Source organism: Ilumatobacter sp., from assembly GCF_046290335.1.
GTDB lineage: Bacteria > Actinomycetota > Acidimicrobiia > Acidimicrobiales > Ilumatobacteraceae > Ilumatobacter_A.
On sequence record NZ_JBKAGH010000001.1, the window covers coordinates 1045314 to 1069896 of the forward strand.

Sequence of the window (24583 nt, forward strand, 5' to 3'; positions counted from 1 at the left end):
CGTTGCTTCGTTCGTGATCGTTCGATCAGATCGGCGCGTCGACGCGCGCTACGTCGACCCCGACCTGCATGGTCTGTTGCGCACTCGGCCCGAGCACCACGCCGCGCACCGGCGCGACGTCGGCGTAGTCCCGACCCCAGCCGACGGTGACATGTCGAGTCGGCGGGACCTGATCATTGGTCGGGTCGAGATCGAACCAACCGACGTCGGGGATCCAGACCGAACACCACGCGTGCGACGCGTCGGCCCCGATCGACTTGGCCTCGCCCGGCGGCGGCTCGGTCTCGATGTAGCCGCTGACGTACGACGCCGGGATGCCGACGTGGCGCAACACCGCCGTCGCCACGTGAGCGAAGTCCTGGCACACGCCCCGCTCTTGCTCGAGCACGTCGTCGATGGGCGTCGCCCAGTCCGTCGCCGTCGGGTCGAACGCGAACGTCGCGAAGATGTCGGTCGACAGCGCGCTGACCGCGTCGACGACGGGACGGCCCGGGGTGAAGATCCGTTGAGCCATCGCTGCCAGCAACTCGGGACGCCGGACCGGCGTCGACGCCGGCGTGGCCGCCCGATACGGACCGATGCGAACCGCCTCGGAGCCGCGCAACGCTCGCGCGAACTCGGCGACCTGCTCCCACGTGTACTGCGACGTCGGCAATTCGATCTGGTCGACGTCGACCACGCTCCTCGCCACGATGTCGAACGCATCGTGACGGTGGTGGATGCCGAGTTGCACGATGCGATTGCCGAACACGTCCTTGCTCTCGTCGTACTCGTCGGGCGCCGGTGTCGCTGTCACCGTCGACTCGATCACGCGCTGGTGCGGCCGGTCACGAGGCAGCAGACAGGCGACCGAGTAGGCGTCGGTCACCGGCTGTCCGTACCGGTACGAGGTGCGGTGCGACACGCTGTAGCGGGTCACGCCACCGCTCCCGGATCGACGACGCGGGTGCGGACGAGCGTCGGGCGAGGCGGCGCGACCAGTCGGGTCGAGGTCAGTTCGCTGGCGAGGTCGTGCAGCCGACCGACCGCATCGTCGAGCTTGCTCGCATCGGCTCCGACGGCGAACGAGCCGACCGTTGCGCCGACTCGCTCGATGCGATCGATGCCCGCCGACCAACCGATCGCCTCGGCGTTGCGCACCAGGCCGGCGATCGACGCGGCGAACGATCGTGGGTTGCGCTCGTCGTGGAGCAGCAGCCCGAGCACCGCGCCGAGCTCCACGTCGCTGCGATGCCGTCGACGGTACGCCACCAGGCTGTCGTTCGACGCCAGCACCGCTTCCAGACCTCGGCGTCGCTCCGATTCCGGGAGGGCGACGTCATCGTCGATGCGAACCGCCATCGCCGAACTCGTCAAGGCGACGGTCGCCCGCTCGTAGCGCTTGGCGAAGTCACCGAAGTACCACGCCGGACCGCGCACGACGCTCTCGCTCCAGAGCCCGGCAAACGCAGAGAGTTGGAAGAGGAGCGCATCGATCGCGTCGATGTCGTCCGGCGCTGCGGTGAGTCGCTCGCGTGTCATCACCATCTCGCCGAGCACCCGACCCGTCGTGGTCGACAGGAACTCGCGCACGCTCGCGGATTCCGCGAGCAGCGAGCCGATGTGGAACTCGAGCGACGCAGCCGCCGACACGACGGCGAGGTGCCGCGCGTGCGCGAGTTCCATCGGCTCGTCGGTCGATTCGACCGCCTCGACCGCATCGTTCGATCCGGTCAGGGCCGCGAGGAGCCGCATCGCCGGCGTCGGAGACCCGGTCCAGGCGGCCAGCGGCGCAGCGGCGGCGATGACGCGCATCGACCGAGCGACGACTTCGGCGCGCTCCGACGCGCGACCCAGCCAGTACAGCGAGTCGGCGGCGCGGGTCGGCACCGAGGTGATGAAGTCGACCTGCGGCGCCGAACGAGCCGGACGATGCACCGGGACCGACCTGGCCTCGCCCATGATCCAGACGTCCTTCGCCCGGCACGGCGTCGGAACGTTCGGATCGTCGAACGGCTCGATGATGCGGCCACTCGCCGCCGGGACCACCGAGATGCCATCGTCGGTGGCGACGGCATGAAACCGCAGGACGATCGGCTTGTCGACGATGACGCCGTCGATGAGACAGGGCACCCGCTCAGCGGGCTGGCCGAGGAGGTCGTCGATCGCCGTCGACCCCGGCGCCGTGTGTGGCGAGGTCAGCGTCAACCACGGTGCTTCACCGGTGAGCATCTCACCGGCGTGGTCCCACAGATGGACCAGATCCGGCGAGTCGATCACGCCCGTGCCGTGCGCGTTGGAGATCGCCAAGCTGCCCGAGTCGGCGGCCAGCAGCAGCGCCGGCACCCCTGCCGAGCCGTACGTGTTCGCTTCGAGCGGATCGAGTTGGCGATCACCGATGCGCCGATGCAACACGTCGATGTGGTCGAGCCCGCCCAGTGTCTGCAGCCACAGCGACCGCTCTCGCACGACGAGATCCGGACCCTCCACGATGTTGAACCCCAACTGGGTCGCCATGTACGAATGCTCGACGTAGGCGGGGTGGTCGATCCCGCTGGTGAGCATCACCACACGCGGGCCGTCGATCGAGGTCGAATCGATGAGCGATCGACGGACGAGTCCGAGCGCACCGTCGACCGGGCGCGGGGGCGTCGATCCGACATCGACGACCTGGGTCATCACGCCGCGGTCGAGCAGGCAGTAGCCGAGGCCGACCGGCGCATCGGTGTGGTCGGCAATCGCATGCCACGCGCCGTCGACTGTGCGAACGAGATCGATGGAATACCGCGACAGCCAACGGTGCTGATGTCGCCGCTCTGTCGCCCCAACCGCCGCCAAGCGATACCCGGCGCTCGACCAGAGCACCGCCGGATCGATCACGCCCTCGGCGACGAGGCCTCGATCACCGTACAGATCGTCGAGCAACGCCTCGTGCATGCGCATGCGACGCGTGATCGCCTCTTCGATCCAGCCGAAGTCGGCCGATTCGATCACGTACGGCATCGGGTCGAGGCGCCACGGTCGACTCGCCAATCCCACCGATCGGCCATCGGAGCGAACCGGTAGATCGTGGACGATGTGGCCCGCGCCTTCGGCCATCAACAGCCGGTCGATGATCCGTTGCCGGTGGATCAGTTCGCCGAGGTCGTCGGTCTGTGTCGTCTCCATCAACCACCATCGATGCTGAGGAAGCGACGGGTGACCGCCTCGTTGACTCGGATGAGTAGCGACTGTACCCAGTCCATCGCCTGATCGAGATCGGAACCGTCAGCGGTCGTCGCCATCGTCGACATGAGCGCCGTTCGGGCCTCGTCGACGGAGTGGCGAACGGCATCGGAGCGCGACAGCTTGTCGAGGCACCGATCGATCTCGTCGAGGCAGAACCGCACCGATCGAGGAAACGAGTCGTCGAAGAGGAGGAACTGCACGACCGAGGAAGCTTCGATCGGCCCGCGGCTGGCCCGCTGGTACATCTGGAGTGCCGACAGCGACCGCAAGACACCCATCCACTGCACTTCGTCGTACTGCAACTGGTCGTGCCCGTGGGCCATGAGCGCTGCGGCGCGCACGCCGACGACGCGGGTGGTCATGTCGGCGCGTTCGAGATATCGACCCATCCGCCACATCTCCCACGCAGCGTCACGCGTCATCGACGAGGTGAGGATGCCGTCGAGGCGCCGGCTGTCGGCGGCGACTCGCGAGAGCACTCGGGCACGGAAACGTCGGTCCTCGGCACGATTCGCCTCGGCGGCCACGAACAGCGACAGATCGTTGACGGTGTGCCACGCTTCCCGCGGAAGGACTTCGCGGGTGGTTCGGAGGTTCGACCTCGCCGATGCGACACACGCAGCAACACTTCCCGGTTGCTCGGGGTCGCAAACGAGCGCGCGTACCACGTCGCGTTCGGTCGCCGCTGCGTGCGACGGGTCGCGGTCGCCGCACACCACGAGCAGCGGCGCCCAGCGTCGAGCCGTCGCTGCCTCGTCCTCACTCGGCATGTCGTCGAACAGTTCGCCGAACTCCTGCACGAGGCGAGACGTGTCCTCGGCGCGTTCGAGGTAGCGAGCCGCCCAGAAGATCCGATCGGCGTTTCGTGACAACAGCGCCATGTCAGACCCCTCCCCCACCGGTGTGCGATTGCGATTGCGTCTGCGATGGCGATGGCGATGGCGATGGCAGTGGCGATTCGGTGCTGGGAGCCGTGCCGTTGTTCGGGTGGTGATCGACCACCCAGGTGTCCTTGCTGCCGCCGCCCTGCGACGAGTTGACGATCAGCGAACCTTCCTTCAGCGCGACTCTGGTCAGACCGCCCGCCGTCACGTAGCTGCCCTCGCCGGTCAGGATGAACGGTCGAAGATCGACGTGACGGGGTTGCAGTTCACCGTCGATCAGCGTGGGCACGGTGGAGAGATTGATGATCGGCTGCGCGACCCAGTTGCGCGGGTCCGCCAGGATCGACTCGGCGCACGCTCGGAGTTCCTCCTCCGACGCCCGATTCCCGATCGTGATGCCGTAGCCACCGCTCTCGTTGGCCGGCTTCATCACCAACTCGTCGAGGTGTTCGAGCACGAACTCACGTTCGTCGTCGTACATACAACGGTAGGTCGGAACGTTGGCGATCTTGGGTTCCTCACCCAGGTAATAGCGGATGATGTCGGGCATCCAGGCGTACACACACTTGTCGTCGGCGACGCCCGCTCCCGGGGCATTCGCGATCCCCACGTTGCCCGCCTTCCACGCACGCATCAGGCCGCTCACCCCGAGCAACGAGTCCGCGCGGAACGCCTCCGGATCGAGGAACAGATCGTCGATGCGCCGGTAGATCACATCGACGCGTTCGCGGCCGTCGATCGTGTGCATGTACACGCAGTCGTCGTCACCCACGACCAGGTCGCCGCCCTCGACCAGTTCGGCGCCCATGCGCTGCGCGAGGAACGAATGCTCGAAGTACGCCGAGTTGAAGATGCCCGGTGTGAGCACGGCGATCGTCGGGTCGGTGATCCCGTCGGGAGCGAGCGACGACAACAGCTTGTTCAACTCGTCGGTGTAGCTGTCGACCGGTCGGATCTGGTTGTGGCCGAACAGCTCTGGGAACGCTCGCTTCGTCACGGCTCGATTCTCGAGCACGTAGCTGACGCCGGAGGGAACGCGAAGGTTGTCCTCGAGCACGTAGAACGTTCCGTCGTCGTCACGAACCAAGTCGGATCCGGAGATGTGGGCCCACACGCCGAACTTGGGGCGGGCCCCGACGCACTCAGGGCGGAAGTTCACCGAGTCGGCCAACAACTCGGCGGGGAACACGCCGTCGTCGATGATGCGCTGATCGTTGTAGAGGTCGTCGATGAACATGTTGACGGCGCGCAACCGTTGTGCGAGACCGGCCTCGACCGCGGTCCATTCGTCACCGGGGATGATCCGAGGTACCACGTCGAACGGCCATGCTCGGTCGATGTTGGCACCGTCGGAGTAGACGGTGAAGGTGATGCCCATCGTCAAGATGTCGAGCTCGGTGGCCTGCTGACGCGCGGCGAGCTCGTCGGGACCGAGCCGGTCGAGCAACGACCACAGGGCAGCCGCCGCGTCTCTCGGTGATCCGTTCTCGTCCAGCAATTCGTCCACGCAGTGGAAGGTACCGCAATCCGCGGCGGCTCGGCCGGAGGCGGTACCGTCGTTCACATGGTCGACACGAACGAGTTCGGCGACGCGGTCGACCTCGTCGTCGACGGTCGCGCCGTCACCATCACGAGTCCGAACAAGGCGATCTTCCCGTCGGTCGGCCCCGAGTCGACGCCGCGGACCAAGCTCGACCTCGCCCGGTACTACCTGGAGGTGGGCGCTGCGATCATGCGCACGTTGCGCGACCGGCCGGTACTGCTCGAGCGCTACCCGAACGGCGTGCGCGGCACGTCGTTCTTCCAGAAACGTATCCCCGACTCGGCGCCCGACTGGCTGACCACCACGACCGTCTCGACGATCAACGGCACGTCGTCGAGAGCGCTCGTCATCAGCGATCTGGCTCACGTCTTGTGGGCCGCGAACCAAGGGGCGCTGGGCTTGCACGTCTGGCCGTTCCGAGCGTCGAACCCCGACGACGCCGACGAGTTACGTATCGATCTCGACCCGTCGCCTGGTGTCACCTTCGACATGACCCGCGAGGCCGCCGGGTACACCAACGAACTGCTCGCCGAACTCGGCATGATCGGATTTCCCAAGACGACCGGCTCGAAGGGCATCCACATCTACGTTCGCGTCGAGCCCGGCTGGGACTCCTTCGCCGTACGCGGGGCGGTCGTCGCACTGGGTCGCATCCTCGCGACCCGGCACCGCGACCTGATCACCGACGCGTGGTGGAAAGAGCAGCGGGGCAGACGCGTGTTCGTCGACTTCAACCAGAACGCCCCGCACAAGAACATGTTCGGGGCGTGGGGTGTGCGACCGCGCGTCGGCGCACAGGTGTCGACGCCGTTCCGGTGGGACGAACTCGACACGATCGACCCCGAGGTATGCACCATCGACACGGTGCCGTCACGAGTCGATCGACTCGGGGACCCCTGGGAACTCATGGACGACGCTGCGTGTTCGATCGGCCCCCTCGTCGAACGATTCGCACGCGACCTCGCCGACGGCATCCCCGACCCACCATGGCCCCCGCAGTATCCGAAGATGCCCAACGAAGCTCCGCGGGTCCAACCGTCTCGGGCCCGACCCGTCGAAGGTTGACCCGTTGTGCGCATGTCGCTCCAGCGTGACAGGCTGAGAGCATGACCGACGCCTTCGGTGCGATGGAGGACGGCGACGCCCGCTACGAGTGGTTCGCGCATCTCGTCCGCCGTCGCCGAACCTCGATGTTCGTCGACCCCGATCGAGAGGTCGACGCGGCCACCGTCCAGGAACTCTGCGGGCTGGCTACGTGGGCTCCGAACCACAAGAGAACATGGCCGTGGGCATTCGCCTACTTCACCGGCCCTGGTCGCGCCCGGCTCGGCGAGACGATGGCAGCCGACATGGTCGACGCCGACTTCGGCGACGACACCAAACGGGAGAAGACTCGACGCAAGTACTTGCGGACGCCGGGCATCCTCGTCGTCGGTTGCGAACCGCACGACAACCCGATGCTCCACCAGGAGAATCGCGACGCCGTCGCTGCAGGAATCCAGAATCTCCTCCTCGGAGCCACCGCGCTGGGGCTCGCGAGTTTCTGGTCGACCCCCGCACTCACGAGCCCGCCTCGCGTCCTCGATCTGTGCGGCTTCGCACGACACGACCGCATCGTCGGCATCATCTATCTCGGGTGGGAAGACCGCCTCTGTGAGGCACCCGAGCGCCCGCCGCTGCCGATCACTCTCGTCACCGGCTGAACGCGCGTTTCGCCCGACCGCTACGGACCCGCGATGATGTCCGCGTGCCTGCCGCGCCTGATGCCACCCAGACGATCGTCACCCTCGACCTCGAGGGCGTGCTGATTCCCGAGATCTGGGTCGCCGTCGCCGAACGCACCGGCATCGAGGGACTGACCAGAACCACGCGCGACGAACCCGACTACGACGTGCTGATGCACTACCGGCTCGAACTGCTTGCCGAGCACGGGCTCACGATGTCGCTGATCGAGGACGTGATCGCCGAGCTGCGGCCGGTCGACGGAGCCGCGGAGTTCCTCGACGAGTTGAGGTCGCTCACCCAGGTCGTCATTCTGTCCGACACCTTCGAGCAGTTCGCTCGTCCGTTCATGCGCCAACTCGGTTGGCCGGCGATCTTTTGTCACCGACTCGTCGTCGACGAAGATCGCATCGTCGACTATCGCCTGCGCCAACCCGACCAGAAACGCCAGTCGGTCCGAGCGTTCCATGGCCTGAACTACCGCGTCCTCGCCGCCGGAGACTCCTACAACGACACCACCATGCTCGGCGAAGCCGACCGCGGGTTCCTGTTCCGTTCACCTGACAACGTGATCGCCGAATTCCCGCAGTTCCCCGCCCTCACCGAGTTCGACGACCTGCTCGCCGCGTTCGTCGCTGAGCTCTGACGCCGGCGGCCGCGCCGACGAAACCGCCTGCACCGAGCCAGTTCGACGGCGCATGGCGTCGACGGCGCGACGGCCCGCCGACTCGATCGCCAACGCGAGACCGACCAACGCGATCGCGACCGCGCCGTCGAGCCACCAGTGGTGCCCGGTCGCTGCGACCACGAAGATCGTGATCGGAAAGTGCGCAGCGAACAACCACTTCCAGCGAGAGGTCGACGCAGCAACGATCCCGAAACCGATGACCGCCGCCCACGCGACATGGATCGACGGCATCGCGACGAACTGGCCCGACACTCCGGTGCCGACCGGTCCGTAGACGTCCATGTCGTGCAGGATCGTCACGTCGACGTAGCCGAGATCGGGCAGGAAACGAGGAGGCGCGACGCGCCAGAAGCGGATGAACAGACATCCCGCCGTCGTGATGGCCAAGACGTTGCGCCATCGCGAGTAGCGATCACGATGACGCCAGAACATCCACACGAGAAACACGAGGATGCCCGGCACATGCATCCCGACGTAGTAAACCGACGAGGCCCAGCCGAGCCAATCGACGTCGACGGCCCAACGGTTGAGGGTCAACTCCGACGGCAACCAGATCGCCTCCTGGACCTCGACGATCGACCGGGCGCGCTCGATCGCACCGTCAGCCTGGACGAGCGGCAGCTTTCGCGCCGTTCGCCAGAGCCCGTACAGCCCGGTGAGGATCGCGAGTTCGCGCAGCGAGACCACAGCGACCGCCGTCGTGCGTGACGGCCGAACCCGACGCAGCGCGAACATCACCACGAGACACACCGCTGTCGCGATCCAGGCGTGCTGCCACGTCGGCCATCGCATCGCTGCGATCACGCGTCGGGCCTACGGGGTGTACACACCGAAGACCTCGCGCAGCGCGTCGCTGATCTCGCCGAGCGTGCAGTCCGCGCGGAGCGCGTCCTTGATCGAGTAGAGGAGGTTGTCGGTGCCTTCTGCGGTGGCCTTGACCGCCGCCAGCGCCGACTCGACGGCGGCCGTGTCACGATTCGCCTTGTACCGCTTGAGCCGGGCCACCTGGTTCGGTTCGAGTTCGGGGTCGATCGGGAACACGACGGGCTCGGCTTCCTCGTCGGCGACGAACTTGTTCACGCCGACGATCACCCGGTCGACGTCATCGACCGACTTCGTGTACTGATAGGCCGACTCCATGATCTCGTCCATCTGGTAGCCCGCCTCGATCGCCGCAACCGCGCCGCCTTGCTCGTCGATGGCCTCGATGTACTCCCACGCCAGACGTTCGACCTCGTCGGTCAACGACTCGACGAGGTACGAACCGGCCATCGGGTCGGGCGTGTCGACCACACCCGACTCGTAACCGATCACCTGCTGCGTGCGCAGCGCCATGCGAGCTGCGTCCTCGGTCGGCAGGCTGAGGGCTTCGTCGTAGCCGTTGGTGTGCAGCGACTGCGTTCCACCCATCACGGCTGCGAGCGCCTGCAAGGTGACCCGCATGATGTTGTTCATCGGCTGCTGGGCCGTCAGTGTCGAGCCGCCGGTCTGCGTGTGGAAGCGCAGCATCTTCGACTTCGGATCCTTCGCGTCGAAGCGCTCGGTCATGATCGTGTGCCACATGCGGCGACCCGCCCGGAACTTCGCGATCTCCTCGAAGAAGTTGTTGTGGCCGTTCCAGAAGAAACTGAGCCGCGGCGCGAACTCGTCGACGTCGAGTCCGGCATCGATCGCCGCCTGGACGTAGGCGATCGCGTTGGCGAGCGTGAAGGCGATTTCCTGCACTGCGGTCGAGCCGGCTTCGCGGATGTGATAGCCCGAGATCGAGATCGTGTTCCAGTTGGGGATGTGCTGGGAGCAGTACCCGAAGATGTCGGTGATGATCCGCATCGACGGCCGCGGTGGATACACGTAGGTCCCTCGGGCGATGTACTCCTTGAGCAGGTCGTTCTGGATCGTGCCGCCGATCTGTTCGCTCGACACACCGTTCTCCTCGGCGACCAACTCGTACATCAGGAGCAAGATCGCCGCCGTCGAGTTGATCGTCATCGACGTGGTGACCTTGTCGAGCGGCAGGTCGGCGAGCAGTAGCCGCATGTCCTCCATCGAGTCGATCGCCACGCCGACCTTGCCGACCTCACCTTCGGAGCGGCCGTGATCGGAGTCGTAACCCATCTGCGTCGGAAGGTCGAACGCGCAGCTCAAACCGGTCTGGCCGGCGTCGAGCAGGAACTTGAAGCGCTGGTTGGTCGCCTCGGCATTGCCGAACCCGGAGTACTGGCGCATCGTCCACAGCCGCCCCGTGTACATCGACGAATACACGCCACGCGTGTAGGGCGCCGAGCCCGGAGCGCCGAGCTTGTCGGCCGGATCCCACCCGTCGAGGTCGGCGGCGTCGTAGAGCTTCTTGATCTCGATGCCGGAGTCGGTGCGGGGAAGGTTCGGGGCGTCGGCCATGTCGCCGATCGTACGCAACAGGTGCCGCCGCGCCCCAGCCCCGAGGCGATCTACGTCAGCGCGCGGCGACGATGGCGATCTCCATCCGCCACTGAGGTTGCGCCAACTCTGGCACCGTGACCAGGGTCGATGCGGCCCGATGGTCGCCGACGAATGCGTCTCGTGCAGCCATGACCGGCCCCAACGGCTCGCCTGCGACCACGTAGGTGGTGATCGACACGATGTCGGTCGCACCCATGTCGGCCTCGGCCAGCAAGGCGGCGATGTTGCGCCACACGACGGCGGCCTGTTCGCCGATGTCGTCGGGGGTCGACCCGTCAGGCGCCGTCGGGACGACGCCCGACGTGTGCAGCCAGCGCGTCGCCGACTCGCTCAGCACGGCATGGGCGTAGTTCGCCGCGGGCGCCGCCATGGACGACGGCGTGAGCGAACGGTTGACGGGCTGTTGCATCAGATCTCCGGAATCACGTCGAACATCGACACCGAGGCGGTGTTGCCGCCGTAGTCGCGCAGCACGAGTTCGGCGTAGAGCCCGGTGCCCGGGTCCAGCGGCTCGAGGTCGTACTGCAGATCGGGCAGGTTGGCGAACAGCCCCTGCTCGCTCAGCGTCAACCATTCCGACGTGCCGTCGGGATACTCGTTGAGCACGATCGGGAAGATCAGGCCGTTCGGGTCGGCGGTCAACTCGCCGACGGTTCCCTCCGGGCTGACCGTGTAGTAGATCTCGCTCAAGATGTTGAAGTCCAGGTCGAGCACGAGGCTCAACAAGATGTCCTGCGGCAACTCGTCGGTGCCGATCGCCTCCGGATCGACGTACCAGAGCGGCACGTCGATCGTCACGATCTCGGAGTCGAAGTCGACGTTCAGGTCGAGATAGGCATAGTCGGTGTCTTCGCCGTCGGAGATCGTCAGGACCGTCAGGTCGTAGATCGCACCCACCAGGCCACTGCCATCGGTGGAGACCTCCGCCGGTTCTTCGCCGATGTAGATGATCGAATCATCCGACTCGTCGAGCACGCCGTAGACGATTTCGGCTTCGACGATGTTGCCGGCCGCCGCCGAATCGAAGAAGCCGAACAGGTTCAGACCGTCCGCATCGAAGAAGTACTCCCCTTCGCCTTCGGCGCGACCTTCGGTCTGTACGAACGCCGGTTGCTCGGCCTCGGGGATCGCCTGGCCCGCGGTGTAGAAGCTGGTCAGGAGATCCGGCCACACCTCGACGCCTTGCAGGTTGAGATAGCCCTGGCGAAAGACGTCGGCGAACGGCGGGAAATAGACGCTCAGACCCGTCGCTCCTGACGTTGCCGGGCCCGAGATCGACGAGACCACCATCTGGTCGATGATCGCCGCCACCTCGGCGGCGGGCGCCGCGAGCGACTCGTCGGATTCACCGAGCAGCGTCGCGACCTGTCCGAGGTCGACGTGGAACGAGTCGATCGACGGGTCGGGGTTCGCTGCGTACTTGAGTGCTCCCGCCTGCGCTCGGGCGAGCAACGGGGCCGCGGCGCTCGGCTCGGCCATCAGCGGCTCGGCCAGACCAGCGAGCGCCGAGGTCAGGTCGTCCATGGCTGCGAGGTCGACGAGCGACAACGTGATGTCCTCCGAGGTACCTTGAGCTTCGGCCTGCGCGGCGAACCCATCGATGATCGACTGTCCCAGTTCGGTCGGCGTCGCCTGCGGGTCGTCGAGCAACAGACCCAGCGACTCGTAGTTCCAGCCGTGACCCGGTTCGAGCTCCGACGATGCCAGCATCAGGTCACCGTGCTTGGCCATGACCGAGGCGACCTCGTACGACGCCATCAAGCAGGCGTCGAATCCGAGCAGGTCGACCTTGTCGAGTCCGACCGCGTCGAGGCCCTGTTGGAGCCCGGCGTCGATGTCGGCCAGGTCGAGGATGTCGTTGCCGTCGGTCTCGTCAGGACCCATGCCCGGCCACCCGGCACCGTGGTTCCAGAGGATGACGCTGTAGTTCTTCGCCGGATAGCTCGTGATGCCGGCCTCGATGAAGCCGGCGAGCGTGGCAGGGTCACCAACGTTGAGTTCCCCTACTTCACCGAGATCGGTGAAACCGGCCGGTTCGACTCGATAGAACCTCGTCTCGTCGAAGTCGCCGAGCGGGTCGTCGTCGAGCGTGTAGGCAGGGTGCCGATCGACGAGCGTCACGATGTTGACCTGGTCGGTCGAGCCGACCTGGCTCATCTCGACGAGGTCCTCGACGGCGAACGGCTCGAGATCGTTGTCACCCATCACGTAGACGAGCACGGTCCACTCCGATGTCGGCTCGGACGCGGCGACTGCAACCTCCGTGTCGTCGGTCTCCGCGCCGTCCGTGTCCGCGTCGTCCGTACTCTCCGGCTCCGGCTCCGGCTCCGGCTCCGGTTCGGGCTCGGGCTGGTCGTCGACCGCGACGACCGAATCGATCGCTCGGGCATCGTCGGCGTCATCACCTCCACCGCACGCTGCCGCGACGAGCGCGCCAGCCACCAGCGTGGAAACCATCGAACGAGCCTTCATCTTCCGCCTCCCGAGCATCGCCGAGACGATAGACCATCGCCATCGCGTCCTCCTCGCCCATCGAACGCATCGGTCCGGTACCACGCCCCAACGGACACGGCGGGACCGCGAGACGATGGTGCCGGCGGAACGGCGGGACCGCGCGATGATGGTGCCGGCGGGATGGTGGATGATGGTGACGGCGTCGGGCAGGCTGTGCGGTGATGCACGAACACACCGCTCAGGGCCCGGTGAGCCGCTGGCTGTCGACCGCCCAGCCCGAGGCCCTGTTCGTGCTGTCGGCCGTCGCGCAATACGCGGGCGCCGCAATCGCCGTGCTGTTGTTCGATCAGGTCGAACCGCAGACGGTCGGCTGGTTCCGCATCATCGGCGCAGCGATCGCGCTGCTGGCCGTGTCGACGTCGTGGTGGCGGGGATGGACTCGCCAGCAACTCGTCGGCGTCGCGCTGTTCGGGGTGGCGACATCGCTGATGAACATCTTCTTCTACCTCGCGATCAATCGAATCGACCTCGGCAAGAGCGTCACCATCGAGTTCATCGGTCCGATCGCCGTCGCCGCGGCGATGACGAGGACGCGACGCAACGCGGTGGCCCTCCTGTTCGCCATCTTCGGCGTCGCGATCCTCGGTGGCGTCGAAGTCGACGAGAACGCGATCGGGCTCGTGTACATCCTCATCGCCTCCGCGCTGTGGGCGGCCTACATCGTGATCGGGTCGAAAGTGGCGCGCGTCGACCGCGGCGTCGCCGGGCTCGGGCTCGGGCTGGCGATCGGCGCGGTGGTCACGATTCCGTTCGGTGCTCCTTGGAGCGGCCCGGTCTGGGTCTCGCCGACGCTACTCGCGTTGTGCCTCGTCGTCGGTGTGTTCTCGAACGCGATCGGGTACGGCATCGACCAGTTCACGATGCGCCGGATCCCGATCCGGCGGTTCTCGCTCCTCCTCGCGTTGCTGCCGGTCACCGCGTCGTTCATCGGCTGGATCGCGCTCGACCAGGCGCCGTCGCCGATCGACCTCGTCGGTATCGCGCTCGTCCTCGTCGCGGTGAGCGTCCAGGAACGCGATGAGATCGAGCGCGTCGAGGCCACGGTGCTCACCGACCCGGCCTGACGCAGGGGCCGGGCGAGCCGCGCCCGGCGCCAGCTCGCATGTCGCGGTCCGTTACCATTCGAGCATGGCCAACACCTTCGAAGAGACGATGTCAGCGCTCGAACAGCAGGCCACTGCCGTCGAGGACGACTTCGAGGCCGAGCGCCTCAAGCGCAAGCAGCGCCTCGCCGCCGGTTTGCGGATCATGGGTCGGCTCCATCTCGCCGAAGGCGTCGCCGGGCACGTCACCGTGCGCGACCCCGAGTTCCCCGACCGGTTCTGGGTGAACCCGTTCGGCCACAACTTCAAGTTGATGACGGTGAGCGATCTCATCTGCGTCGACCACCACGGCGAGGTCGTCGTCGGCGATCGCCCGGTCAACGCCGCAGCGTTCGCCATCCACAGCCGCCTCCATGCGGCGCGCCCCGACGTGATGGCCGCCGCGCACTCGCACTCGATGTACGGCAAGACCTTCTCCACCCTCGGCAAGCCGCTCAAGATGATCAGCCAGGATGCGACGATGTTCTACAACGACGTCGCGCTGTGCAACGAAGGATCGGGAGCCGTCGTGCTCGACACTGCGGTCGGCGACAAGATGGCCGAAGCCCTCGGCGACAAGAAGGCCCTGATCCACCAGAACCACGGCCTGATCACGACGGGCGGATCGGTCGATGCTGCCGTGTGGTGGTTCGTCGCTCTCGAGCGCACCTGTCAGAGCCAGCTGCTCGCCGAGTCGGCCGGCGATCCGATCGAGATTCCCGACCATCTGTGCGTCGATGGCTACAAGGCTCAGGGGCACGACCTCGCCGGCTGGTTCCAGTTCCAGCCGTTCTGGGACGAGCTGGTTGCTCGCGAGCCCGAGTTCCTCGACTGACCGTGTGACCCGCCGGCCGTGGTGACCCGCTGACCGAGTCAGCCGGCGATGGTCGTCCGGTGGAGCAGTCGGTCGAAGCCGTCGTAGCCGCCCGTGGCGCGGTGCAACACCGATCGGTTGTCCCACATCACGAGCATGTCGCTGCTCCATTCGTGGGTGTAGACGAACTCGTCACGGGTCTGCCACGCGTACAACTCGACGAGCAGGTCGCGCGCCTCGTCGTCGTCCATGCCCTCGATGCCGATCATGTAGCCGATGCAGCCGAAGATGCCGAGCCGGCCGGTTTCGGGGTGCGCTCGCACGATCGGATGGAGCTGCGTCGCCATTGCCTCGTCGGACGGGCGGATCGCCATGCTGCGATCGCTGCGCTGATCTGCCTCCCCGTACATCCCGCTCGGCGCGTAGCCGCCGCGCGCCGAGTGCACCGCCATCTTCCCGTCGAGTCGGGCTCGCAGGTCGGCGGGCATCTCGTCGAGCGCGCCGTGCTGATCGGCGAACAGCGTGTCGCCGCCGATCGGCGGGATCGTCACGCCGAACAGGCAGGTACCCGACGGTGGAGTCGCCTGGAACGACCAGTCGCTGTGCCAGTTCTCCGCGAACAACGGCGACGTCTCACCGGCCCGCCGCTCGACGGCGATGATGTGCGCCCGTCCCTCGATCGGCGCGATGAACGGGTCATCGCCGAAGCCACCGAACGCGACCGTGAACCGTTCGAGGTCGTCGTCGCTCATCGCCTGGTCGGGGAACGCCACGACGTGGTGCTCGAGCCAGGCGCTGCGGATCGCAGCGACGACATCGGCGGTCAGCGGTGCCGTCAGATCGACGCCGCGGATCGTCGCTCCGCACGCCTGCCCTGACGGGGTGATGTCGATCAGCGAGTTCCCCATGCCCCCGACGCTAACCCAGCGAGCCGTGCCGAGATCTCAGTGAGCGTCGCCGAGATCTCAGTGAGCGTCGCTCAGGCCCGGAGCGCAGAGCCCGTCGAGTTCCTTGATGACGATGCGGTCGCGGTTCGCGTACGTCACCTCGTTGTCCGGGTTGGGCTTGAGGTTGAACACCCTGAACTCCATGTCGCTGGTGTCGACCGTGAGGATGCGACCGATCAGCGGGTCGCCGAGACCGAGGATCACCTTGATGGTCTCGAGCGCCTGGATCGACCCGATGATGCCCGGCAGGACACCGAGCACACCCGCTTCGGCGCACGACGGCGCGAGTTCGGCCGGGGGCGGCTCGGGCACCATGTCGCGGTACGTCGGCCCCTCGGTCGGGTGGAACACGCTGACCATCCCCTCGAAGCGGAAGATCGAGCCGTGCACGACCGGGATGCCGAGCTTGACGCTGGCGTCGTTGAGCAGATACCGGCTGGGGAAGTTGTCGGCGCCGTCGACGATCACGTCGTAGCCGGCGATGATGTCCATGATGTTGGAGGCGTCGAGGCGCGTGTCGTAGGTGACGACGTCGACGTCGGGGTTGAGGCCGACCAGCGTCTTCTTCGCCGAGTCGACCTTGCGGTCGCCGATGCGGTCGACGTTGTGCAGGATCTGGCGTTGCAGGTTGGACGAGTCGACGTCGTCCATGTCGACGATGCCGATCGTGCCGACGCCAGCTGCGGCGAGATAGAGAGCGGCGGGCGAACCCAATCCGCCCGCACCGAGCATCAGCACCTTGGCTTCGAGCAGCTTGATCTGTCCGGCGACCCCGACCTCGGGGAGCAGCAGGTGGCGCTTGTAGCGGTTGTTCTGCTCCGGGGTGAGCGACGCCGGCTGCTTCCACGCCCGGCCTTCGTCCTTCCAACGCCCGAAGCCACCGTCCATCGACATCGCGTTGGCGTAGCCGAGTTCTTGCATCGTCTGCACCGCGAACGCCGACCGCACGCCACCGGCGCAGTACACGACGACCGGCGCGGACTTGTCGATGAGCTTGCCTTCGACCTGCGCCTCGAGGTGACCGCGCGGAATGTGTACCGCCCCGGGGATCGCACCCTCCTCGTACTCGTCGGGCTCGCGAACGTCGAGAATCAGCGCGCCACCGGCGATCTCGGACGAGGCGGTCTCGGTGTCGATCTCGGTGATCGAGGACTTTGCGGCGGAAAGCAGGTCGCGGAACGTAGCCATGAGAAAAGCCTAACGCCGAAAGGTGATCGAACAGGTCGGGAATTTGCTGCTGCGTCTCGTCGTTCGCGTCGTCGCTCGTCGTCTCGTTCGATTCGTGCCATGGCCGGGCACGAATCGAACGTCGACGAGGACGCGAGCGCGGACGTTCAGATCACTGGGTCCGGAAGGTACCGACGTCTTCGTAGATGCCGTCGTCTTCTCGGTCGAAGCCGTAGTCGCCGACGAGATCTCCGCCATCGAGGCGGACGTTCACGAATCGGTACTTTCCGCGATCCGGTGCTGCGGGATCAGTGGTCTGATTGTTGTTCATCAGCACGTTCAGCACTCGGGCTCCGCAGAGGATCTGCCCGTTGGACCATGTGTAAGGGGGGTCCGTACCGTCGTGGGTGACCGACGATTGGCTGGTGACGTTGCCATCGCTGACAGCGAAGTTGATGTTGATCTTGCTGTCGGGCGACGGAGACCGGCCCGGCACCGCGCCGGTGAAGACGAACGTCCGAGTCGTGTCGGGCAGGTCGTCGGAACTGATGCACGTCGGGCCGGATTGTGCCGAGGCCAACGGTGGCACCGCCGGGTCGGGCAGGGGCGACACGTTCGTCCCTTGCGGGTACATCTGGAAGATCCCCGTGTCGCTGTTGCCTCCATCGGTGCGGCGGAAGTTGCCCGAGATCAGTGTGGCATCGCTGTTGCACTCGAGGTTGAAGAATTCCCACATGCTGACGGAACCGATGGGTTCATAGCCCGGCGCTGAGCCGAACTTGCCGTCTTCCACCATGATGGTGTCGGTCGGCGACTGGCAGACGTTGCCACTGCGGGCATAAGACACGTTGCCTCCGTCACTGGCGTTGCCGTTGTCGCCAGGGGTTGCCTCCGTGACGACGTTGTTGCTGATGGCGAAGCGGACCTGATCGTAGATGTTCGAGGCGCTGGACGTGACGCCGGGCTGGTTGCCCTGCCAATCGATCGCCCACGTGCGCAGCGAGACGTTGATCGGCGAAGGGGGCGTCGTCGAACTCGGCGGCGATGTCGGCGGGACGCTGACCCCTTCCGTTGCGCAGTAGCGCACCAGGTCGAGGATCACGTCGGTGGTGTTGCCGGCCGCCGCACCGTAGTAGATGTCGACGTTGCCCGTGGACGACAGTCCGACGGCCCCGAAGTTGTTCGAGCCGCGGCTCTCGGCCGGGACGTTCTCACTCGAGGTCTCGGGCACGCCGGTCGCATCGCCGGGTCGCAGCGAGACGAACCCGCCCGCCGAGTTCTTCAGCACGGTGACGTTGAACTCGACCGACGTCGCCCCGAACGGGATGACCGTCTGCTGGCCGAGCGCTCCGACGGTGATCGGACCAGACACCTGCAGTTTGACGGATTGGTTCGCCTGGAGCGGGCCGGCGAGCCCGACGTTGGGGCCGGCAGGCTGGTCGACCACGTCGCGCGTGTCGAGAATTCGCACCGGTTTCGGCAGCGAGATGATCGAGCAGCCTTGCGCGCTCGGCGCTGCATCGACGCTCCATGCGGTTGCAACGAGCACGCCTGCGAGGAGCGCCATCGCGACCCCCGTCGTGAACCACGCGAAAGCGCGGAGTCGTAGTTCCATCATCGGTATGGGTTCCTCCCGGTTTGTCGACGAACCGAAGTGTTCGCCAGCGGCCGCCCCTCCACACCGCAGCCGTCACGAGGAGCGCAGCCCGATCCGCCCGACCAGGCTCGCCCGCAGCATCTGGCGACGATGTGAAGAGACGGCCGTAGTCAACACCACACCGATGAGTCACCGATGAGTCGGTGATGAGTCAGCGATGAGTCAGCCGTCAGCCTGAGCCACAACAGAGCCGTGAGACGGCCCGGTGAACGGGCACCTGCACGTCTGCCGACGCCAGCCGGTCGCTCGACGGTCAGGCGACGATGGCGGGGAGGATGTCACCGATGCTGCCGAGCAACACCTGGTCCGCGTAGCGATCCATGTTCGTCTCGTCACCGTTCACGATGAGCACGTGCGCACCTCCCGCCTTGGCCCGCGGCACGCAGTTCGCCACCGGGTAGACCGACAGCGTGGATCCCACGGCGAGCAGCAGGTCGCACTCGTCGCTGACCGTCATCGCCCGCTCGATCACCTCGGGAATCAACGCCTGACCGAAGCTGATCGTGTCGGACTTCAGGATCCCCGAACACTCCAGACACGACGGGTCCGTGTCACCGGCTCGAACCCGATTCAACGCCTGCTCCATCGGCCGACGGTCGTCGCAGTCCCAGCAGCGGGTGAACCACACCGTGCCGTGGACTTCGATCACGTTCGACGGGTCATGTCCGGCTTTCTGGTGCAGGCCGTCGATGTTCTGGGTCACGAGTGCGTGCAGACGACCGCGACGCTCGAGTTCGACGATCGCAGCGTGACCGACGTTGGGTTCGGCAGTCCAGGCGGGCGTGGTCAGCCGGTTCTGCCACGCCGCATGGCGGACCTCCGGGTCGCTCAGGTAGTACGTGATGTTCGACGCCTTCTCCGCGGCCGGGTTCTTCGTCCACAGTCCGTTCGGCCCGCGAAAGTCGGGGATGCCCGAGTCGGTCGAGATCCCGGCGCCCGTGAGCACGACGATCCTCGAAGCCGCAGCGATGGCCTCCCTCGCCTGCCGCAATTCGTCGGACACTCCCCCACTCGTCGGCGATGTCGCCGGGTCTCGCTCGCTCCTGTCGGCTTCGGTCATGCGTCGAGGATGGCGCAACCGGCACCGATTCGGCCACTTCGACCACCGAACCGTTTCACCGACGACGCCCGCCGCTTCACCTCGACGCGCCGCTCGCGCCAGACTGACGGCGTGCAACTCCGTCGAGCCGCCCCCGCCGCCAGCACAGCCCCCAGCATGATCGCGAGCGACGCCGCCAGGGCAACGAGCATCGTGACGGGAGTCGTCGCCTCCGTCCTCGCCGGGACCGTGACCGTGATCCTGACCCTGATCCTGATCCTGACCCTGACGAACATCCCGACGGTGGATGCGGCGAGCGGTCTGACCGGTTCGGTTCGGGCTGGTACGGCCGCTGCCCGCGACGTCGCCTACCCGACCGACACGGCCTGTGATCTCGACACGGTTCGCTCTTTGGCGAGCCGACATCCCGACGTTCGCCAGTTCATCGTGTTCTCCACCGACGGGTTCGCCGACACGTTCGGCACGGGGTTCGTCGCGGCCCGACGCTCGAGCGGCGATTGGGTGTGTCAGACCTCACCGGCGCTCGCTCGCTTCGGTCGTTCCGGCACCCGACCGCTGATCGAACGACGCAGCGGCGACGGTTCGACGCCCGCCGGCGTGTTTCCGCTCGGAGCGATCACCGCGTGGGACGGCCAACGCCTCAACATGTTCGGGAACGATCCGAATCCGGGTGTCCGCAGCAACGTCGCCTACCGCGATGTGCGACCCGAAGACTGTTGGGGTGCGACCCCCAACGCGCCGGACTACAACCATCTGGTCGAGCGGCCGGGCTGCGCCGGCCCCGACGACGAATGGCTGCCACGCTTCGGCGGCGTCTACTCCCACGCTGCGATCATCGGCGCCAATCTGGATCCGATCACCGAGGCGACATCGGGTGATGCGCCGGGCGAGACGCCGTTCGCGGCGGCGATCTTCCTGCACCGGCACAGCTACGGACTCGGCCGTACGAGCGGACCGAGTCGGCCGACCAGCGGGTGCGTCTCGCTCGATGCCACGGCGCTCGTCGACGCGATCATCGCGATCGATCCGGCGCTCGATCCGCACTTTGCGATCGGCCCCGCCGAGTACCTGCGCACGTCGGCCTGACGGGCACCGGCCGGTGCCCGCGCCGGTAGCGTGGGACGCCGTGTCCGACCAGGTGATGCAGCAAGCTCGACGCCGACGGACGTTCGCGATCATCTCCCACCCCGACGCGGGCAAGACCACACTCACCGAGAAGTTCCTCCTGTACGCGGGAGCGATCCAGTCGGGCGGTTCGGTCAAGGCTCGCGACGACCGCCGGTCGGCGACATCGGACTGGATGGACATGGAGCAGAAGCGCGGCATCTCGATCAGCTCGACTGCGCTGAACTTCCCGTACCGCGAACGAGAACTCAATCTGCTCGACACTCCGGGCCACCGCGACTTCTCGGAAGACACCTATCGCGTGCTGTCGGCCGTCGACGCCGTCGTGATGGTGCTCGACGCGGCGAAGGGCATCGAACCGCAGACGCTCAAGTTGTTCGAGGTGTGCCGCAGTCGAGAACTCCCGGTGATCACGTTCCTCAACAAGCTCGACCGGCCCGGACTGGAGCCGCTCGAACTCCTCGATCAGATCGAGGACCAGATCGGTTTGCGACCGACACCTGCGACGTGGCCGGTCGGATCACACGGCGACCTGCGCGGTGTGCTCGATCGCCGCACCGACATCTTCACCCGATTCACGCGCACGGCGCGAGGTTCACAGATCGCACCCGAGGAGGACGTGCCTGCCGAGCAGGCGACGATCGAGGAAGGCGCTGCGTGGGAGAAGTGCGCCGAGGAAGCCGAACTCCTCGACGCGATGGGAGCCGACGTCGACCTCGAGTCGTTCCTCGCCGGCCAGTCGACGCCGGTGTTCGCCGGTTCGGCACTCACCAACTTCGGCGTGCGCCACCTCCTCGATGCGATCGTCGATCTCGCACCTGCGCCGATGCCGCGCGACGACATCGACGGCGAACCCCGCCCGCTGGACGCGCCGTGCTCGGCGTTCGTGTTCAAGGTGCAGGCCAACATGGATCGCAACCATCGCGACCGCATCGCATTCGCCCGGATCTGCTCCGGGCGGTTCGAGCGCGGCATGGTGATGACGTGCGAGCGAACCGGCAAGCCGTTCGCCACCAAGTATGCCTCGACGGTCTTCGGCGCTGAGCGCACCACGGTCGACGAGGCGTTCCCCGGCGACGTCGTCGGGCTCGTCAACGCGACCGGCCTGAACATCGGCGACACCCTGTTCGACGAAGTGGGCCCGTCGGTGCGGTTCCCCAAGCTGCCGCAGTTCGCGCCCGAGGTGTTCGCCTCGGCGCGGCCGCAGGACTCCGGCAAGGTCAAGCAGTTCCGCAAGGGGCTCGACCAGCTCGGCGAGGAAGGCGTCGTGCAGGTGCTGCGCGACCCCGAGTGGGGCGAGGCTTCGCCGGTCCTCGCCGCGGTCGGTCAGCTCCAATTCGACGTGTTCGCGAATCGCCTCGACGTCGAGTTCAACGCGCCGATCGAGCTGCTCAGCTCGCCGTACCAGGCGATCCGTCTCACCGACGCGACGTCGGTCGACGCACTCCGAGAGAAGCAGGGCGTGCGCATCTTGCAACGCACCGACGGCGCGCTGGTCGCACTGTTCGAGAACAAATACGCGTTGCAGCGCATCGAGCAGAACGAACCCGAACTGACGCTCGATCCGATCTTCGCCGGCTGACCGACCGCTGACCCGCAGCGCGGTGTGACACACCGCGCCTGTCGGGTCAGCGGTCGCGGACGAGTTCGACGAAGGTCGTGCCCACGTCGAGCGGAATCCATTCACCGCTGGCGGCGTCAGCGAAGGTGAACGGGTCGTACGCCGTTCGACGCGCCCAGATTCCCTCGATCGCCACCCCGTTGCGATGGATCACCGCCCGACCGCGACCGATCGTGATCGGATTCGGCGAACGAGCGTCGACCGGCGAAGGAGCGTGGAACGAGTACAGCTCGACCACGTTCGTCATCGAGATCTGTGTTCCGGACATCGCGAGGTGGGCGTTGCCGTTCTGGGAGCGGCGGTACAGACCGGCCGCTTCGTCCCAGACCCAGCCGGCTCGCACGCCGTCCATGGCGATCTCGAACGAGGTGTCAGGCGTCGTCACGAAGTGGTCGGGTGGTGTCCAGTCGTCGACGATCGGCCACATCGACCTGGCGGGGCCGGGCTCGAACGCCCGGCCGACGGCGCATTGCGGGTCGAAAAGGAGGTTGTGCGGCGCGCTCCGACTGGAGTTGCGGTCGTAGCAGGGGTTCTTCTGTGCCGTGAAGTCGACCAGCACCCGTGACGACGCTGCGGACTCGATCCACCGTGTCACGCCACGGTTGCCGCCCGACCAGGCGAGCACCGGCCGGTTCATCGCAGCGAGCAGGTCGAGGTCACCCGTTCGCGCTGATCGCACCGGGCCGATGCGGTCGGGCAGGCGCGTGTGGAACAGCGCGACGAACCTGGTGACGCCTTCGACGTTTTCCTCGATGATCACGTCGGCGACATCGAGTCCCCACTGCGGTCGAGCACGCGCGTAGTTGTCGACCTTGACCGCGAGGATCGGCCGGGCAGCGAGCGCGGCATCGGCCGGGGTGCCCGTCAAGCCGGCGATGCCCTCGAGCGGCGGCAGCGTTTCGTAGGGAGGCCACACCGGCACGCCCGCTTCGAGCAGCGTCGTCACCGGCGCCGCCGTCGTGGTCGAGGTGCTCGTGGTCGTGGTCGTGGTCGTCGTCGTGGTGCTGATCGTCGTGGTCGTCGCCGGTGGCGTCGTGGTCGTCGCCGGCGACGTGGTGGTGGTCGAGGTCGTGGTGGCCGGCAAGGTCCCCACTGCGCCGATCGCCTCGTCGCCTCCGGCGTCGCCGAACAGGCGCAGCCCGCCGAACACCGCACCGCCGACCACGACGGCCGCTGCTGCTGCCGCGAGCGCGCGCCGGAGCAGATAGTTCGGTCGGTCGAGCCGCACGGTCGCTGCCGTCGGCGCGGGTTCAGCCGACGGGGCCGGCCAGGGCGATTCGGACTCCACGGCAGCGACGCTACTTGTCGCTTTCCGTGTCGGCCCGGCGCGCACCCACTGATCCGTCGCCCGACTGCTTCCGTATCCACGCCCCCGAAAGGCCACGCCATGACCGATACCGCCCGCCATGAACGCCCGATCGGCCACCGGTCACCGGCGGACCGCCCGCCAGGCCGCGAGCGCGAACCATCCCGCGAGCCGGGCCCAGCCGCCGCACACGCACCACCGGCCGGGGCCGAGGCCGGCCCGGTGTCCGCTGGTACGGTCGTGATGATCCGGCCGTGGCTCGATCCCCTCGTCGACGAACTCGGCCACGATCCCCGCTCCATCTACGTCGAGCAGTTCTGGCTCGGCGTTCTCGGCCCGACTGCGACCTGGCTCCTGCGACGGCTCGTGAGCGAACTCGAACAGCGACCAGACGGCTACCGCGTCGACCTCGCCGATCTCGCACGGTCGATGGGGCTCTCCTACACGCCCGGCCGATCATCACCCTTCGCGAAGGCCCTCCAACGCTGCACGATGTTCGGGCTCGCACATCAGACCTCTGACGGACTTGCCGTACGTCGACGCGTCCCGGAGATCGCGCAACGTCACCTGCGCCGCCTTCCATCGTCGGTACAACTCCAGCACGCCGAGTGGGTCGCCCACGAGGTCAGCGTCGACGATTTCAGTCGGGCGCACGAACTCGCCGTCGTGATGGCCAAGGCGGGCGACGAGACCGCGTTGATCGAGCATCGTCTCGTCGCGCTCGGTGTCGCCGCCGCCGTCGCCTCCGAGGTCGCCGACAACGTTCGTCAGTTGCGTTGACGTTCGACGAGTTCGACGCGTGCCGGC

21 protein-coding genes are annotated in these 24583 nt (G+C 66.8%); 8 read left to right on the plus strand and 13 right to left on the minus strand.

The genetic code is table 11. The features are described from left to right. Window positions 1-25 precede the first annotated feature (25 nt). From ACE37B_RS04750 to ACE37B_RS04765, 4 genes are read right to left on the minus strand one after another with little or no spacing between them, the layout of a single operon-like run. Window positions 26-919, minus strand: coding sequence for a transglutaminase domain-containing protein (locus ACE37B_RS04750; RefSeq protein ID WP_409922130.1), 894 nt, complete (start codon window positions 917-919; stop codon window positions 26-28). Continuing rightward, on the minus strand, window positions 916-3147 hold the full coding sequence (locus tag ACE37B_RS04755) for a circularly permuted type 2 ATP-grasp protein (protein WP_409922131.1): 2232 nt from the start codon (window positions 3145-3147) through the stop codon (window positions 916-918). The genes ACE37B_RS04750 and ACE37B_RS04755 overlap by 4 nt, the downstream gene beginning before the upstream one ends. Further along, window positions 3147-4088 (minus strand): alpha-E domain-containing protein, encoded by a 942-nt coding sequence (locus ACE37B_RS04760; RefSeq protein WP_409922132.1) that lies wholly within the window; start codon window positions 4086-4088, stop codon window positions 3147-3149. The genes ACE37B_RS04755 and ACE37B_RS04760 overlap by 1 nt, the downstream gene beginning before the upstream one ends. A gap of 1 nt (window position 4089) precedes the next feature. Then, the gene (locus tag ACE37B_RS04765; RefSeq protein ID WP_409922133.1) at window positions 4090-5598 is read right to left on the minus strand and encodes a circularly permuted type 2 ATP-grasp protein; all 1509 of its coding nucleotides are present in this window, start codon (window positions 5596-5598) and stop codon (window positions 4090-4092) included. A 57-nt stretch (window positions 5599-5655) separates the two neighbouring features. On the opposite strand from ACE37B_RS04765, the gene ACE37B_RS04770 reads away from it, so the two are divergent. The 3 genes from ACE37B_RS04770 to thrH are packed head-to-tail and all read left to right on the plus strand — an operon-like array spanning window position 5656 to window position 8002. Then, window positions 5656-6699, plus strand: coding sequence for a DNA polymerase domain-containing protein (locus tag ACE37B_RS04770; protein WP_409922134.1), 1044 nt, complete (start codon window positions 5656-5658; stop codon window positions 6697-6699). Window positions 6700-6740: 41 nt separating this feature from the next. Continuing rightward, a complete protein-coding gene (locus ACE37B_RS04775; RefSeq protein WP_409922135.1) occupies window positions 6741-7337 on the plus strand; it encodes a nitroreductase in 597 nt (198 codons plus the stop codon). A 44-nt stretch (window positions 7338-7381) separates the two neighbouring features. Then, window positions 7382-8002 (plus strand): bifunctional phosphoserine phosphatase/homoserine phosphotransferase ThrH, encoded by a 621-nt coding sequence (thrH, locus tag ACE37B_RS04780; protein WP_409922136.1) that lies wholly within the window; start codon window positions 7382-7384, stop codon window positions 8000-8002. Here the strand turns inward: thrH and ACE37B_RS04785 are convergent. From ACE37B_RS04785 to ACE37B_RS04800, 4 genes are read right to left on the minus strand one after another with little or no spacing between them, the layout of a single operon-like run. Beyond that, window positions 7913-8848 carry a phosphatase PAP2 family protein gene (locus ACE37B_RS04785; protein WP_409922137.1) on the minus strand — a complete coding sequence of 312 codons (936 nt, stop codon included), beginning with the start codon at window positions 8846-8848 and terminating at the stop codon, window positions 7913-7915. The genes thrH and ACE37B_RS04785 overlap by 90 nt on opposite strands. Before the next feature lie 9 nt (window positions 8849-8857). Continuing rightward, window positions 8858-10441: a methylmalonyl-CoA mutase gene (locus ACE37B_RS04790; protein WP_409922138.1), complete on the minus strand. Its 1584-nt coding sequence runs from the start codon at window positions 10439-10441 to the stop codon at window positions 8858-8860. Window positions 10442-10496: 55 nt separating this feature from the next. Then, window positions 10497-10892 carry a RidA family protein gene (locus tag ACE37B_RS04795; protein WP_409922139.1) on the minus strand — a complete coding sequence of 132 codons (396 nt, stop codon included), beginning with the start codon at window positions 10890-10892 and terminating at the stop codon, window positions 10497-10499. After that, window positions 10892-12940: a clostripain-related cysteine peptidase gene (locus ACE37B_RS04800; RefSeq protein ID WP_409922140.1), complete on the minus strand. Its 2049-nt coding sequence runs from the start codon at window positions 12938-12940 to the stop codon at window positions 10892-10894. The genes ACE37B_RS04795 and ACE37B_RS04800 overlap by 1 nt, the downstream gene beginning before the upstream one ends. Before the next feature lie 218 nt (window positions 12941-13158). Between ACE37B_RS04800 and ACE37B_RS04805 the strand changes: the two genes are divergently transcribed. Further along, window positions 13159-14061, plus strand: coding sequence for an EamA family transporter (locus tag ACE37B_RS04805; RefSeq protein ID WP_409922141.1), 903 nt, complete (start codon window positions 13159-13161; stop codon window positions 14059-14061). 64 nt (window positions 14062-14125) lie between these two features. Then, on the plus strand, window positions 14126-14914 hold the full coding sequence (locus tag ACE37B_RS04810; protein WP_409922142.1) for a class II aldolase/adducin family protein: 789 nt from the start codon (window positions 14126-14128) through the stop codon (window positions 14912-14914). Between the two features lie 38 nt (window positions 14915-14952). Here the strand turns inward: ACE37B_RS04810 and ACE37B_RS04815 are convergent, their stop codons facing one another. The 4 genes from ACE37B_RS04815 to ACE37B_RS04830 form a co-directional block, all read right to left on the minus strand. Beyond that, window positions 14953-15801 (minus strand): TauD/TfdA dioxygenase family protein, encoded by an 849-nt coding sequence (locus tag ACE37B_RS04815; RefSeq protein WP_409922143.1) that lies wholly within the window; start codon window positions 15799-15801, stop codon window positions 14953-14955. A 57-nt stretch (window positions 15802-15858) separates the two neighbouring features. After that, window positions 15859-17028, minus strand: coding sequence for a molybdopterin-synthase adenylyltransferase MoeB (gene moeB, locus ACE37B_RS04820; RefSeq protein WP_409922144.1), 1170 nt, complete (start codon window positions 17026-17028; stop codon window positions 15859-15861). Between the two features lie 151 nt (window positions 17029-17179). Then, a complete protein-coding gene (locus tag ACE37B_RS04825; protein WP_409922145.1) occupies window positions 17180-18625 on the minus strand; it encodes a hypothetical protein in 1446 nt (481 codons plus the stop codon). Window positions 18626-18917: 292 nt separating this feature from the next. Then, on the minus strand, window positions 18918-19724 hold the full coding sequence (locus ACE37B_RS04830) for an SIR2 family NAD-dependent protein deacylase (protein WP_409922146.1): 807 nt from the start codon (window positions 19722-19724) through the stop codon (window positions 18918-18920). Window positions 19725-19880: 156 nt separating this feature from the next. Between ACE37B_RS04830 and ACE37B_RS04835 the strand changes: the two genes are divergently transcribed. Then, entirely contained in the window at window positions 19881-20810 is a 930-nt protein-coding gene (locus tag ACE37B_RS04835) for a hypothetical protein (protein ID WP_409922147.1), read from the plus strand. 55 nt (window positions 20811-20865) lie between these two features. Then, on the plus strand, window positions 20866-22431 hold the full coding sequence (locus tag ACE37B_RS04840; RefSeq protein ID WP_409922889.1) for a peptide chain release factor 3: 1566 nt from the start codon (window positions 20866-20868) through the stop codon (window positions 22429-22431). Window positions 22432-22477: 46 nt separating this feature from the next. Here ACE37B_RS04840 and ACE37B_RS04845 read toward each other — a convergent pair whose 3' ends face one another. After that, window positions 22478-23758, minus strand: coding sequence for a DUF3048 domain-containing protein (locus ACE37B_RS04845; RefSeq protein ID WP_409922148.1), 1281 nt, complete (start codon window positions 23756-23758; stop codon window positions 22478-22480). 240 nt (window positions 23759-23998) lie between these two features. Here ACE37B_RS04845 and ACE37B_RS04850 point away from each other — a divergent pair, with 240 nt between their 5' ends. After that, window positions 23999-24556, plus strand: a complete 558-nt coding sequence (locus ACE37B_RS04850) for a hypothetical protein (protein WP_409922149.1) — start codon at window positions 23999-24001, stop codon at window positions 24554-24556. Window positions 24557-24583 lie beyond the last annotated feature (27 nt).

Bases quoted from the DNA above. Each gene is read 5' to 3' on its own strand.
- ACE37B_RS04790 (WP_409922138.1), bottom strand. From the start codon at position 10,441: ATGGCCGACGCCCCGAACCTTCCCCGCACCGACTCCGGCATCGAGATC.
- ACE37B_RS04770 (WP_409922134.1), top strand. From the start codon at position 5,656: ATGGTCGACACGAACGAGTTCGGCGACGCGGTCGACCTCGTCGTCGAC.
- ACE37B_RS04835 (WP_409922147.1), top strand. From the start codon at position 19,881: ATGATCGCGAGCGACGCCGCCAGGGCAACGAGCATCGTGACGGGAGTC.
- ACE37B_RS04795 (WP_409922139.1), bottom strand. From the start codon at position 10,892: ATGCAACAGCCCGTCAACCGTTCGCTCACGCCGTCGTCCATGGCGGCG.
- ACE37B_RS04800 (WP_409922140.1), bottom strand. From the start codon at position 12,940: ATGGTTTCCACGCTGGTGGCTGGCGCGCTCGTCGCGGCAGCGTGCGGT.
- ACE37B_RS04775 (WP_409922135.1), top strand. From the start codon at position 6,741: ATGACCGACGCCTTCGGTGCGATGGAGGACGGCGACGCCCGCTACGAG.
- ACE37B_RS04815 (WP_409922143.1), bottom strand. From the start codon at position 15,801: ATGGGGAACTCGCTGATCGACATCACCCCGTCAGGGCAGGCGTGCGGA.
- ACE37B_RS04760 (WP_409922132.1), bottom strand. From the start codon at position 4,088: ATGGCGCTGTTGTCACGAAACGCCGATCGGATCTTCTGGGCGGCTCGC.
- ACE37B_RS04805 (WP_409922141.1), top strand. From the start codon at position 13,159: ATGCACGAACACACCGCTCAGGGCCCGGTGAGCCGCTGGCTGTCGACC.
- ACE37B_RS04840 (WP_409922889.1), top strand. From the start codon at position 20,866: ATGCAGCAAGCTCGACGCCGACGGACGTTCGCGATCATCTCCCACCCC.
- ACE37B_RS04755 (WP_409922131.1), bottom strand. From the start codon at position 3,147: ATGGAGACGACACAGACCGACGACCTCGGCGAACTGATCCACCGGCAA.
- ACE37B_RS04830 (WP_409922146.1), bottom strand. From the start codon at position 19,724: ATGACCGAAGCCGACAGGAGCGAGCGAGACCCGGCGACATCGCCGACG.
- ACE37B_RS04825 (WP_409922145.1), bottom strand. From the start codon at position 18,625: ATGATGGAACTACGACTCCGCGCTTTCGCGTGGTTCACGACGGGGGTC.
- moeB (WP_409922144.1), bottom strand. From the start codon at position 17,028: ATGGCTACGTTCCGCGACCTGCTTTCCGCCGCAAAGTCCTCGATCACC.
- ACE37B_RS04810 (WP_409922142.1), top strand. From the start codon at position 14,126: ATGGCCAACACCTTCGAAGAGACGATGTCAGCGCTCGAACAGCAGGCC.